The organism is Massilia niastensis DSM 21313, from assembly GCF_000382345.1.
GTDB classification, from domain to species: Bacteria; Pseudomonadota; Gammaproteobacteria; order Burkholderiales; family Burkholderiaceae_D; genus Telluria; species Telluria niastensis.
The window spans coordinates 18,378-30,859 of record NZ_KB908140.1 but is presented as its reverse complement, the minus strand read 5'-3'; the positions used below and the strand labels follow the sequence as shown (position 1 = coordinate 30,859).

Below are 12,482 nucleotides of genomic sequence, written 5' to 3'. Positions count from 1 at the left end.
TGGGCAATGTACATGCGCAGCATGCGCTCAAGACCGACCGGCGGCCGGCCACGACCATCGCCTTTCGGATAGTACGGCAGCAGCGCCGCAACCAGAGTTGGCCACGGCGTTGCAGCCTCGATCTCTGCAAGGAAACGGTCGCGTCGAGTCAGCTTCTTCTTGCTGGCGTACTCAACATCGGAAAAGCTCATCTGCGTCATCGATTTACTCGGAAATTGGATGCGCTATTGTGACAGCTCAGCAGATTGGCAGACGATTAAATCAGTACTTCCCTAGCTCCTTTGGAATGACTTCGTTCTTGGAGGTAACTACCAGGTGAAGCAAAGGAGTAAGAGCAAGTTATGTACCAGCTTGCATACCTTGATTAAAATCAAATACCTATGTTGAACTAAAATTAGATTCTTTGAAGAAGTGTAAAAAATACCGAAAGTTTCTATTTTTCAGTTGTGTGTACAGATATAAAATTTATGTTGTTTCAGTTCACCTTTTTGCTTCGTTGCATACAGCCGCCCTGCAACAGCCAGATGGGAGTGGGTGAACTGAGGGCATGAATGCCCCTGCAAAACCGACGTACCGAACGACCAACTGGAAACAAAAAAAGCCGGCTATCCGCCGGCTTACGTTGGTCCAGGCCCGAATCAATCCTGTTTGCGGCGGCGCGCAGCCATCAGCCCGGCCATGCACAGCATCGGCAGCACCAGCGCCACAGTCGACGGCTCCGGCACCTGGGCGGTGATCGTGAAGGTGTCGCCCGCCTTCAGGCCGGCGGTGTTCAGGATCCAGTCGCTCTGGCCGGACAGGCCCAGCGGGTTCCCGAAGTGGAACTCCGCCGGCTCCGCACTGGCGAAGCCGATGCCGGCGTTGTTGCTGCCGTAGCTCACCTTGTCGAGCGTGCCGAAGCCCGGCGTCACGCTGCCGGCGCTGGCGAACGAGATGCCCTTCAGGCCGAAGTTGAACTGCGAGATCGGCGAACCGCTCAGGTTCAGGATCATGGCGCTCAGGCTCAGCGGGGCCAGCAGGTCTTCTTCCTGCAGCATGAAGCTCAGTTTGCTGCCGCTGAAGTTCTTCAGGTCGAGGTTGAAGGACACCAGGCCGGCAGTGCTGTAGTCGGTGACGGCGTTGGACGAGCCGCTGGCGCCGACCAGCACTGCGGCGCTGGCGGTGGTCGAGAGCGCCAGCGCGGCGCAGGCGGCGGCGGCGAGTTTCAGAATGTTCATGGTATTCCCCTGTGAATGAGTTGGATTACAGCGGACCCTTGGCCCACGGGCCCGAGATCGCGAAGGTCACGCCCGGGGTCTGGATGTTGACGAACAGGTAGCGGCCGGTCGGATCGAAGCAGGCGCCGGCGAATTCGTTGCCGCGATGGTCGCCCGCCAGCGAGGCCAGCTTGCCCGCGCCCTGCAGTTGCGCCGCATTCAGCACGATGTTGTTCTTCGCGAAGATGTAGGCGTCGCCCGCGCCGGTCAGGCCCATCAGGCGCTGGCCGAAGCCGAAGCCGTCGGTGATCACGCTGGAAGAGTCTTCGCAGATCACGATGCCGTTGCGCGGGCTGACGGTCAGGTTGTCGCCCATGTTGCCGACCAGCGGGCTCGGGCTCGAGTAGATGCACTTGAGCACCTGGGTCGCCAGGTCGAGTTCCCAGATCGCGCCGCGCTGCACCGCGCCGCCCGAGGTATCCATCACATACATCTTGCCCTGCGCGTACCAGATGCCTTCGCCGCGGTTCATGCGCAGCGCGCCCTGGGTCCAGCCCTGCACGAAGGGACCGGCGGCGCCGGTGACCAGGACGCCGTTCAGGCCGGTCGCGTTGCCGCGGTTGGCGTCCGGATTGGCGATGTCCACCCACTCCAGTTCATAGGTGTCGCTGACCGAGGCGGTGCCGAGGTTGACGTTGTTCGCGCCCTTGACCTTCGCCATCTGCAGCACGCCGCCGCGCGCCAGCGAACCCGGGGCGCCGGTCTTGATGTCCGGGACATAGCGGTAGAAGCCCGACTTGCCCGACTGGTCTTCGGTCTCGTAGACATTGCCGGTGGCCGGATCGACGGCGGCGGCTTCGTGCGCGAAGCGGCCCATGCCGATGATCGGCTGGCCGCTCACGTCGAGCGGATCGGCGGTCACTTCGAACACGTAGCCGTGCTTGCGGCCCGAGACGCTGACGGCGTCCGAACCGACTTCCTCGCAGGTCAGCCAGGTGCCCCAGGGGGTGATGCCGCCGGCGCAGTTGGTCTGGGTGCCGCCCAGGCTCGGGGTCATGCCGACCCAGCTGCCGTCACGGAACAGCAGGTTGGTGGTGCCGCCGCCGAACCTGTTCGAGGAAGCGGCGCTGACATTGCCGCCGTCGTAGACGCCATGCGCGTTGAGGAAATTGGCCGCGCTGGCGCCGCCAATTTCATGGTTGCGCACCAGGACCAGCTCGGTGCTGCGGCCGAGCTTGCGCGCGACGATCACGCCCATGCCGTCGTGCCCGCCCGGGCAGGCGCGGCCATCGGTCATCAGGTCGCCGCGCCAGCCGAAGCTCTTGTAGCTGAAGCCCGGCGGCAGTTGCAGCAGCGGCAGGCCGGTGCTCAGGTCGTTGACGGGAGCGATCGGACCATAGGGGCTGTCGACCAGGGCGGTCGCGCCGTTGGCGGCCAGGGCCTGCTGCGACTGCAGCGCGGCGAACGCGCCGACGAAGGGCAGCGCGGAGGCGCCCGCCATGCCCTTGAGCAGATTGCGCCGCGACGGCGAGATGTCCTTGTTTGTCATGCTGTGCTTCTCCAATGAGTAGGATCGGGCCGGTTGTGCCGGCATCGGAATTCGTCGGCCGGCGCCGGACGGCGGGCCAGCCTGGTCCATACCACCCCGGCACGGACTGATGCATTTAAACAAACAAAAATGTCGGTTTAATGACAACAAAAAGACAACATTTCTTTTCACATCAGGGAGCCGCGCCAGCAGGAAAAGATACAGCTCTCACCAATGCCGCCTTGATGGTTCGAAAACCACGCGCCTAGACTGGCCGGGCGTCGACCAGGGCTGGCCTACGTGTTGCCTTTTCATTCACAAGAGGAGAAGAACATGACACTGGAAAGAACGATGGCGGCATTGGTCGTCGGACTCTGCGTCGGCGGCGGTGCGATGGCGGGGGGCGAACAGGCAGGCGCGCCCGCCGGCAAAGGATCGCAGGCGGCCCCGTCCGCTGCGAAAGAGCAGTTCAGGATCACGCGCGTCACGCCCGCCTACTGGCGTGTCATCATCGACCATCCTCCGTTCAACATCTACGGCCCGGAATCGATGGCGATGCTCGACAATGTGATCACCCAGATCGAGAAGGATCCCCAGTTGAAGGTCGTCGTGTTCGAGAGCGCCGTGCCCGGCTTCTTCCTGACCCACTACGATTTCGTGCCGCCGCTCGAGGTCACCACCCGCATGCCGAACGGGCCGACCGGCCTGCCGCCGCTGCCCGACATGCTGGTGCGCCTGAGCCGCTCGCCGGTGGTCTCGATCGCGTCGATACGCGGCCGTGCAACCGGCGTCGGCAGCGAACTGGCCCTGTCCGCCGACATGCGCTTCGCCAGCCGCGAGAAGGCCGTGCTGTCGCAGTTCGAGATCGGCGCCGGTTTCGTTCCCGGCGGCGGCCCGATGGCCCGCCTGCCGCGCCTGGTGGGACGCGGGCGCGCACTGGAGATCCTGTTGAGCGGTAACGACATCAATGGCGAGCTCGCCGAGCGCTACGGCTATGTCAACCGCGCCCTGCCCGATGCCCAGCTCGACAAGTTCGTGGACAGCCTGGCGCGCCGCATCTCGACCTTCGACAAGCAATCCATCGGCGAGATCAAGAACCTGGTCAACGTCGCCAGCCTGCCGCCCGACAAGGACATCGGGGCGGAATGGTCGGCCTTTATCGCCTCGGTGCAGCGCCCGGCGGCCCAGCGCAACATCAAGCGACTGATGGAACTCGGGCTGCAGAAGAAGCCCGATGTGGAAATCCATCTCGACAAATACACCGGCCAGGTCAATCAACCGGACAAATGAGCCGTGCGGCATGGGCCGCTGACTTCATGGCCCCGCCAGCGCCCGGGCTTTTCTTCCTGCGGATGCGCGCGCGGCGCCAAGCGCCAGCCAGAACCCGGCAAAAGCTTTAGAATCGCTGTCTTCTGCTCAACAGTTCTTGCTAGACAAGAAGCGATTCATCCATGAACAAGCTGGCGCTCTATTTCCGCCTGGTCCGGGCCGACAAGCCGATCGGCATTCTCCTGCTGCTGTGGCCTACCCTGTGGGCCTTGTGGATGGCTTCCGGCGGGGTGCCGGATCCGCTGGTGCTGGTCATCTTCGTGCTCGGCACCGCGCTGATGCGCTCGTCGGGCTGCGCCATCAACGACTATGCCGACCGCGACTTCGACCGCCACGTCAAGCGCACGGTCGACCGCCCTCTCACCAGCGGCAAGATCCGCGCCTGGGAAGCCGTGATGGTGGCGGCGGTGCTGGCGCTGGTGTCCTTCCTGCTGATCCTGCCGCTGAACACCCTGACCAAGCAGCTGTCGGTGGCGGCGGTGATCGTGGCCGGCACCTATCCCTACTTCAAGCGCTTCTTCGCGATCCCGCAGGCCTACCTGGGCATCGCCTTCGGCTTCGGCATCCCGATGGCCTTCGCCGCCGTGCAGGGCAGCGTCCCGGCGGTGGCCTGGTGGCTGCTGGTGGCCAATGTGTTCTGGGCGGTGGCCTACGACACCGAATACGCGATGGTGGACCGCGACGACGACCTGAAGATCGGCATGCGCACCTCGGCCATCACCTTCGGCCGCTTCGACGTCGCCGCCGTCATGCTGTGCTACGGCGCCGCGCTGGCGATCGACCTGGTGTGCGGCTGGTACCTGGGCCTGCGCTGGTGGTTCGTGGCCGGCGTGGTCGCGGCCGCCGCCATCGCGCTCTACCACTACACCCTGATCCGCGATCGCGAACGCATGGCCTGCTTCAAGGCGTTTCGACACAACAATTGGCTTGGTGCTGCACTGTTCCTGGGTGTCGCGTTAGACTATGCATTCGGTTAATATTGCTTGAAAAGCAAACCGGAACGACAAAGCATGGTGCCGGTGACACGGCAGCAGATTCGACGACAACCAGAAGAGGCGCAGCATGATTGAAAAGATCCCTACCCAGACCGGCACCCGTGAACAGCTGATGAGCGACCTGAAGACCGTGATCCATGACGCGGAAAACTGGCTGCGCAACGGCGGCCAGCTGACCGGCGACGAACTGAAGGCGGCCAAGGCCAAGTTCGAGGAAACCCTGGTCAACGCCAAGGCCAGCATCATCGAGTTCGAGGAAACCGTGGTCGAGCGCACCAAGGAAGCGGCGCGCGCGACCGACGAGTACGTCAAAGAGAATCCCTGGAAGTCGGTGGGCCTGGGCGCCGCCATCGGCGTCGTGGTCGGCATGCTGATCGCCCGCAAATAATGGCGATCACGACGGCAGTCGGACGGATCGGCGCCACGGTGCTCGCCATGGCGCGCACCCGGCTGGAACTGGCGGCCGTCGAGCTGCAGGAAGAGACGCAGCGCCTGTTCGGCTACCTGGCCTGGGCGCTGGCGGCCGCCTTCCTGGCGGCCGGCGCGGTCGTCCTGGCGGTGCTGTTCGTGCTGGTGCTGTTCTGGGACAGCCACCGCCTGCTGGCAGTGGGCGGCATGACGGCCCTGTTCGCGCTCGCCAGCATGTTCACGCTGGCGAAGCTGCGCGCCGGGCTGGCTTCCCGTCCCCCGCTGCTGGGCGCCACGCTGGCCGAGCTGCGCAAGGACATGGAATCGGTCAAGGGAGGAGCGGTCGATGGCTACTAGGTCGCAACAACTGGCCGCGCGCCGCGCGGAGCTGGTGGCGCTGTGCGCCGAACAGCGCTTCCTGATGGCCGATGACATCGCCCGGCTGACATCGGCCGAGACCCTGGGCGTCGTTCCGGCCTATGTGGCGGAGCACAAGCGCACCGCCCTGATCGTCGCCGGCGTGGCGGCGGGCTTCCTGGCGACCAAGCCGAAATGGGCGGTCGGGATCGTGACGGCGGGGGTGTCGGCGTACAAGTTCGCGCGCAAGACGCTGCCGGTGCTGGGGTGGAAAGGCTTCGAGGTTCACTGAGGCGGCGCCGGCCGGCGCCGGCCGGACTGCACCGTCACACCCGCGCCGAGAACAGCGCGGCACACCCGACGACTTCCACCGACACATCCCGGAACCGCCGGCCCAGCGCCTCCTTCAGCCCGTCGAGATGATCGTGCCGGTTGGAGAAGATTCCCTTTTTATTGTAAAAATCCATGAGGCGTTTTGCGGCCCCATTCCGGGAAACGCCGCCATGCAGCAGGGTGGAACCAAACAGGACCGCGCCGGGATTCATCAGCGCCTTCAGGTGATCGAATGCCGCGGCCTTCGATTCGATGCTGCTGGGGACGCAATGGAGCAGGTAATTGATTCCCACGGAGTCGAATTTCGCGGCATCCAGCGGAATCGGCTCCAATACATTCCGCAGATAAGCCTCGGGCTTGTAGCGCGCAATCCGGCGCGAAGCGAAATCCAGCGTGCTCTGGTTCAGGTCCATTAATGCGATACGCGGCGCAGGCGCGGCCATGCTGCAATGATCCAGGAAATAGCCGGTGCCGACACCGACATCCAGGTGATTCGGCGTGATATGCCGGTTGTAGTGATCCACCAGCCGTGGCGTGCGGCACTTCCAGATGAAGCGGTTCGATACACCCAGCACGACGAAGTCATACGCGCCCAACGTACGCTTCGTATAGACAGCCTGCCCGGCTGCGACCTGTTCTGACGTCACGCCCATTTTTCTTCCCATCAGTCGATTCAGTTGCTTACGTCCAATTATACTGTTTGCCCAGCCAGAATGTATTTACATAAAGGCGCACCGGCCCAAGGCAGTTAATTTGCCGGGTCGCCAGGCAAAATGGTTCCTGAGGCAACAAAAGCGTTAATATCCTGCGTAAGCCCGGCGTAAGCAATCCGTAAGGAAACAGGAACATTCTGCGTGATGCCGGCTATGTAACCGAAGGAGAAGTTCGCTCAAAAGCCAGAAGTTGTGCGTGTATCGATTCAGTCCATGTATATATAACTAGACAGGAGACACACCATGAAGCAGCGTGATAACGAGTCGAAGCAATCAGTATCCACCCGTAGAAAGTTCCTGGGAACCGCCACCGCCGGCGCCGCACTGGCCGTTCCGATGATCGCGTCGGCACAGACACCGACGAAAATGCGCTTCCAGAGCACCTGGCCAAGCAAGGACATCTTCCACGAATACGCGCTGGACTTCGCCAAGAAGGTCAACGACATGACCGGCGGCGAGCTGAGCATCGAGGTGCTGCCCGCCGGCGCCGTCGTGCCCGCCTTCGGCCTGCTGGACGCCGTCTCGAAGGGTACGCTCGACGGCGGCCATGGCGTGATGGGCTACAACTACGGCAAGCAGAGCGCGATTGCGCTGTGGACCTCGGGCCCGGCCTACGGCATGGATGCCAACATGGTGCTCGCCTGGCACAAATACGGCGGCGGCAAGGAACTGCTGGCCGAGCTGTATAACGGGATCGGCGCCAACGTCGTCTCCTTCCTGACCGGCCCGATGCCGACCCAGCCGCTGGGCTGGTTCAAGAAGCCGGTCACCAGGAAGGAAGACCTGAAGGGCATGAAGTTCCGCACCAACGGCCTGGCGATCGACCTGTTCACGGCCATGGGCGCGGCGGTCAACGCCCTGCCCGGCGGCGAGATCGTGCCGGCCATGGACCGCGGCCTGCTGGACGGCGCCGAATTCAACAACGCCAGCTCCGACCGTTTGCTCGGCTTCCCGGATGTGTCGAAGATCTGCATGCTGCAGAGCTTCCACCAGAGCTCGGAGCAGTTCGAGATCACCTTCAACAAGACCAAGTACAACGCGCTGCCGGCCAAGCTGAAAGCGATCATCGAGAATGCGGTCGAAGCGGCATCGGCCGACATGTCGTGGAAAGCAGTCGACCGCTACTCCAAGGACTACCGCGACATGCAGACCAAGAACGGCGTCAAGTTCTACAAGACGCCGGACGCGCTGCTGCAAATGCAGCTGGTCGTCTGGGACGAGGTGGTGGCCAAGAAAGGGGCCGACAACCCGCTGTTCAAGAAAGTGGAGGCATCGATGCGCGCCTTCGCCGAGCGCGCGATGAAGTGGGACATGGACACCAACAACCCGCGCCGCATGGCCTACAACCACTACTTCGGCCGCAAGGCCCCGCCGCCGAAGAAGGCATAAACAACGTACGCAGCTTCATGTGCGCCACCCCGCGTCAAGAGGGGTGGCGCTTTTTTGGCGACCGGGAGCCGCTCCATGCAGAACGTATTGTTTTTTGTCGACCGGATCAGCAGCTGGGTGGGCCAGGCCTTTTCCTGGCTGATCGTGGCGCTCACCTTCCTCATCACCTGGGAAGTGTTCGCGCGCTATGCCCTGAATACGCCCAATCCCTGGGCCTTCGACCTGATGATCATGATGTACGGCGCCGCCTTCATGATGGCCGGCGCCTATACGCTGGCCAAGAACGGCCACGTGCGCGGCGATGTGCTGTACAGCTTCTTTCCGCCGCGCCTGCAGGCCGGCCTGGACCTGCTGCTGTACTTCATCTTCTTCATCCCCGGCGTGGTCGCCCTGGTCTGGGCCGGCTACACCTACGCCGCCGAGTCGCTTGCCATTCGGGAGCATTCGACCCTGACCGCCAACGGTCCTCCGCTGTATCCCTTCAAGATGGTCATTCCCTTCGCCGGCATCCTGCTCCTGCTGCAGGGCTGCGTCGAGATCGTGCGCTGTGTGGTCTGCCTGCGCAACGGCGAATGGCCCGCGCGCGAACCCGATGTCGAGGAGGTCGACGTCGACAAGCTCAAGGCAATGGTGAAGGTGGACGAGGTGCAAACCAAATGAGAAAAGAAATCTGGTTCGGCCTGTCGATCCTGCTGGCGATCGTGATCGGCCTGTTCATACTGATGCCGGCGCCCGCCGACATGACCGACGGCCACCTCGGCCTGCTGATGCTCGCACTGGTGGTGGTCGCCATCATGCTCGGGTTCCCGACGGCGTTCACGCTGATGGGCATGGGCGTACTGTTCGCCTGGTTCGCCTTCCATAGCCGCGACCCTGGACAGGCGGTCCAGCTCACGCTCGACCTGATGGTGCAGCGCGCCTATTCGGTCATGGCCAACGACGTGCTGATCTCGATCCCGCTGTTCATCTTCATGGGCTACCTGGTGGAGCGCGCCAACCTGATCGAGCGGCTGTTCAAGAGCCTGCACCTGGCCATGGCGCGCGTGCCCGGCTCGCTGGCCGTGGCCACCATCGTCACCTGCGCCATTTTCGCCACCGCCACCGGCATCGTCGGCGCGGTCGTCACGCTGATGGGCCTGCTCGCGCTGCCGGCCATGCTCAAGGCCGGCTACAGCACCCAGCTCTCGGCCGGCTGCATCACGGCGGGCGGCTGCCTGGGCATCCTGATTCCGCCGTCGGTGCTGCTGATCGTGTATGGCGCGACGGCCGGGGTATCGGTGGTCAAGCTGTACGCGGGCGCCTTGTTCCCGGGGATCATGCTGGCCGGCCTGTATGTGGGCTACGTGCTGCTCGTCGCCAAGCTCAAGCCGGCTTCCGCGCCGCCGCTGCCTGCCGCGGAGCGCATCGTCGCACTGCCGGCATTTACGCAAGCCATTCCCGGGGCCTACAACAAGATGGCGGTGTCCGGCCTGGTGCGCGCGATCAAGGGCCCGCGCGCCGAGCATGCTCCGAATCGCACGCTGGTGTCGAACCTGTTCGTGGCATTGCTTCCGGCATTGGCGTTTATCGCCGTCATGGGAGCCGGCTACCGGATGGTAACGGCGCCGCAAGCCGCGCCCACGGAGCTGGTCGAAATGAGCGCCCAGCAGGATATCGACGCCTCGTCCCCCGGCGACGCCGACGGACTGGCCGAGCCGCCGGTCGAAGGCGGGCTGGCCGAGCCGCCGGTCGAAGGCGACCTTGCCGAGCCTCCAGTGGAAGGGGCCGGCGCAACACCGCCAGCGGCAAGCGCAGCTCCCGCCGCGGCGCCCTCCCAGCCACTGGAGGCAGCCGTACCCGCCCAGGCTGAGGAACCCCTCGCCAAACCGGCGCCCAGGACTTTCTGGATCACGCTGGCGGTTGGCGCTGTCGCGCTGCTCATCTTTTACATCTTCTTCAGCTTTGCGCGTCTCGAGATTTTCAAGATGCTGCTCGGGTCCCTGTTTCCGCTGGCGTTCATGATCCTGGCAGTCCTTGGCAGCATCGTGCTCGGACTGGCGACGCCGACCGAGGCCGCGGCGATGGGCGCGTTCGGCGGCCTGATCCTGGCGATCGCCTACCGCAGGTTCAGTTTCAACCTGCTGCGCGAATCGGCCCACCTGGCCACCAAGACGACGGCGATGGTGTGCTGGCTGTTCGTCGGCTCCAGTATCTTCTCGGCCGCGTTTGCCCTGCTGGGAGGGCAGGAAATCATCAACGCCTGGGTACTGGGGATGAACCTGTCCCCGGTGCAGTTCATGATACTGGCGCAAGTGGTGATTTTCCTGCTCGGCTGGCCGCTCGAGTGGACCGAGATCATCGTCATCTTCATGCCGATTTTCGTGCCTCTGCTGAACCACTTCAACATCGACCCGCTGTTCTTCGGACTGCTGGTGGCGATGAACCTGCAGACGGCGTTCCTGTCGCCACCGGTGGCGATGTCGGCCTTCTACCTGAAGGGAGTCGCGCCGCCACACGTGACCCTGAACCAGATCTTCATGGGCATGCTGCCGTTCATGGCAATTCAGGTCCTGGGGATTGTCTTGCTGTACACCTTCCCTGCGATCGGACTGTGGCTGCCCGGGGTGCTGTACAAGTAAGCCAGGCGAAGCAGGCCGGCGGCGCCTTCGCGGGCGCCGCCGGCAGCACGGTCAATCGCGCCCCATCTCCTCGCCCAGCTCCTTCCCGCGCGCCGCCGCCGCCTTCATCGCCGCGACGATCGCCTCCTTCACCCCCGCCTGCTCCATGCTCGTGATGGCCGCATGGGTCGTTCCGCCCTTGGAGGTGACGCGCTGGCGCAGCACCTCGACCGGCTCCGCCGACTGCGCCGCCAGCTGCGCCGCCCCGGTGAAGGTGGCCAGCGCCAGCGCCTTGCCCTGCTCCGCGTCCAGGCCCATCTCCAGCGCCGCCTGCTGCATCGCCTCGAGGAAGTAGAACACATAGGCCGGACCGCTGCCCGACACCGCCGTCACCGGATCGATCTTCGCCTCGTCGTCCAGCCACACCGTCTTGCCGACGGCGCGCATCACCTGGTCGGCCGCCTCGCGCTGCGCCTCGCTCACGCCGGCCTGCGCCACCATGCCCGTGATGCCCATCGCGATCAGCGCCGGCGTATTCGGCATCGAGCGCACGATCGCGCCATGGCCGCCCAGCCAGCGCGACAGGTCCGCAATGCGGATCCCGGCCGCGATCGACAGCACCAGCTGCCCTTGCAGGTGCGGCGCCAGCGAGGCCGCCACCTCGCGCATCTGCTGCGGCTTCACCGCCAGCACCACCACGTCGCTGCCGGCGAGCTTCGCATCGATCGCGGACGCGGTGCTCACGCCGTACTGCCCGGACAGGCGCTCGAGCGCCTCGGCATTGGGGTCGACCACATGCAGGTTGGCCGCTTCGGTCAGCTGGCCGGCCAGGCCCGCGATCAGGGCCGTGGCCATGTTGCCGCCGCCAATAAATGCAATCTTCATTCGTTTTCCTTTTATTCGTAATGGCGGGCGCCGAAGATGGCGCTGCCGACGCGCACGATGGTGGCGCCTTCCGCGATCGCTGCTTCCATGTCGCCCGACATGCCCATCGACAGGGTGTCGAGCTGCAGCCCGCCGGCGCGCAGCTGTTCGGCCAGCGCGCGCAGGCGCGCAAAGGCGGCGCGCTGCAGCGCCGGTTCGACCTGGCGTTCCGGAATGGCCATCAGGCCGCGCAGGCGCAGGTTCGGCAGCGCGGCCACCTGGCGCGCCAGGTCGGGCAGCTCGCGCTCGCAGGCGCCGCTCTTGCTCGCCTCGCCGCTGATGTTCACCTGCAGGCAGATGTTCAGCGGCCCCAGTTCGGGCGGACGCTGTTCGGACAGGCGCTGCGCGATCTTCAGGCGCTCCACCGTGTGCACCCAATGGAAGCTGGCGGCGATCGGACGCGTCTTGTTGCTCTGGATCGGACCGATGAAATGCCACTCGACGGGCGCGCCGGGTTGCGCGCGCGCCACTGCTTCGATCTTGTCCAGCGCTTCCTGCAGATAGTTTTCGCCGAACGCGGTCTGCCCCGAAGCCATCGCCTCGAGCACCGCCTCCGCTGGGAAAGTCTTGGAAACGGCCAGCAACTGGACCATGGAACGGGGCCGGCTGGCAGCTTCGGCGGCGCCTGCGATTGTCGCTTCGACAGCTTGCAAGTTCTCGGCGATTGTGGACATAATGATTTTCTATAGGAAATATTTTTTGAGTCGAGACAA

14 protein-coding genes are annotated in these 12,482 nt (G+C 64.2%); 8 read left to right on the top strand and 6 right to left on the bottom strand.

The features are described 5' to 3' along the window. From H162_RS33555 to H162_RS0125525, 3 genes are all read right to left on the bottom strand, one after another. On the bottom strand, positions 1-200 hold a 200-nt coding region (locus H162_RS33555), incomplete at its 3' end, for a transposase (protein WP_020655612.1). A gap of 438 nt (positions 201-638) precedes the next feature. Then, positions 639-1,217 carry a PEP-CTERM sorting domain-containing protein gene (locus H162_RS0125530; protein WP_020656328.1) on the bottom strand — a complete coding sequence of 193 codons (579 nt, stop codon included), beginning with the start codon at positions 1,215-1,217 and terminating at the stop codon, positions 639-641. 25 nt (positions 1,218-1,242) lie between these two features. Next, positions 1,243-2,745, bottom strand: coding sequence for a PhoX family protein (locus tag H162_RS0125525; RefSeq protein ID WP_020656327.1), 1,503 nt, complete (start codon positions 2,743-2,745; stop codon positions 1,243-1,245). Between the two features lie 372 nt (positions 2,746-3,117). Between H162_RS0125525 and H162_RS0125520 the strand changes: the two genes are divergently transcribed. The 5 genes from H162_RS0125520 to H162_RS0125500 all read left to right on the top strand — a co-directional run bounded on the left by H162_RS0125520 (position 3,118) and on the right by H162_RS0125500 (position 6,105). Next, the gene (locus H162_RS0125520) at positions 3,118-4,014 is read left to right on the top strand and encodes an enoyl-CoA hydratase/isomerase family protein (RefSeq protein WP_051110003.1); all 897 of its coding nucleotides are present in this window, start codon (positions 3,118-3,120) and stop codon (positions 4,012-4,014) included. 161 nt (positions 4,015-4,175) lie between these two features. Next, the gene (ubiA, locus tag H162_RS0125515; protein WP_020656325.1) at positions 4,176-5,030 is read left to right on the top strand and encodes a 4-hydroxybenzoate octaprenyltransferase; all 855 of its coding nucleotides are present in this window, start codon (positions 4,176-4,178) and stop codon (positions 5,028-5,030) included. 85 nt (positions 5,031-5,115) lie between these two features. Next, a complete protein-coding gene (locus H162_RS0125510; protein ID WP_020656324.1) occupies positions 5,116-5,436 on the top strand; it encodes an ElaB/YgaM/YqjD family protein in 321 nt (106 codons plus the stop codon). Then, the gene (locus tag H162_RS0125505) at positions 5,436-5,813 is read left to right on the top strand and encodes a phage holin family protein (protein WP_020656323.1); all 378 of its coding nucleotides are present in this window, start codon (positions 5,436-5,438) and stop codon (positions 5,811-5,813) included. The genes H162_RS0125510 and H162_RS0125505 overlap by 1 nt, the downstream gene beginning before the upstream one ends. Then, positions 5,803-6,105, top strand: a complete 303-nt coding sequence (locus H162_RS0125500) for a hypothetical protein (protein WP_020656322.1) — start codon at positions 5,803-5,805, stop codon at positions 6,103-6,105. Before H162_RS0125505 ends, H162_RS0125500 begins: the two co-directional genes overlap by 11 nt. A gap of 34 nt (positions 6,106-6,139) precedes the next feature. Here the strand turns inward: H162_RS0125500 and H162_RS0125495 are convergent, their stop codons facing one another. Further along, a complete protein-coding gene (locus tag H162_RS0125495) occupies positions 6,140-6,793 on the bottom strand; it encodes a class I SAM-dependent methyltransferase (RefSeq protein ID WP_211223746.1) in 654 nt (217 codons plus the stop codon). Between the two features lie 309 nt (positions 6,794-7,102). On the opposite strand from H162_RS0125495, the gene H162_RS0125490 reads away from it, so the two are divergent. The 3 genes from H162_RS0125490 (at position 7,103) to H162_RS0125480 (ending at position 10,866) form a co-directional block, all read left to right on the top strand. After that, a complete protein-coding gene (locus H162_RS0125490) occupies positions 7,103-8,248 on the top strand; it encodes a TRAP transporter substrate-binding protein (RefSeq protein ID WP_026355086.1) in 1,146 nt (381 codons plus the stop codon). Between the two features lie 75 nt (positions 8,249-8,323). Beyond that, a complete protein-coding gene (locus H162_RS31940; RefSeq protein WP_020656319.1) occupies positions 8,324-8,908 on the top strand; it encodes a TRAP transporter small permease subunit in 585 nt (194 codons plus the stop codon). After that, a complete protein-coding gene (locus tag H162_RS0125480; RefSeq protein WP_020656318.1) occupies positions 8,905-10,866 on the top strand; it encodes a TRAP transporter large permease in 1,962 nt (653 codons plus the stop codon). The genes H162_RS31940 and H162_RS0125480 overlap by 4 nt, the downstream gene beginning before the upstream one ends. Positions 10,867-10,917: 51 nt before the next feature. On the opposite strand, the gene proC is transcribed toward H162_RS0125480, so the two are convergent. Together proC and H162_RS0125470 are read right to left on the bottom strand one after the other, a co-directional pair. After that, complete coding sequence (proC, locus tag H162_RS0125475; RefSeq protein WP_020656317.1) at positions 10,918-11,730, bottom strand: pyrroline-5-carboxylate reductase; 813 nt, start codon at positions 11,728-11,730, stop codon at positions 10,918-10,920. Positions 11,731-11,741: 11 nt separating this feature from the next. Further along, positions 11,742-12,443, bottom strand: coding sequence for a YggS family pyridoxal phosphate-dependent enzyme (locus H162_RS0125470; RefSeq protein WP_026355085.1), 702 nt, complete (start codon positions 12,441-12,443; stop codon positions 11,742-11,744). Positions 12,444-12,482: the final 39 nt, after the last annotated feature.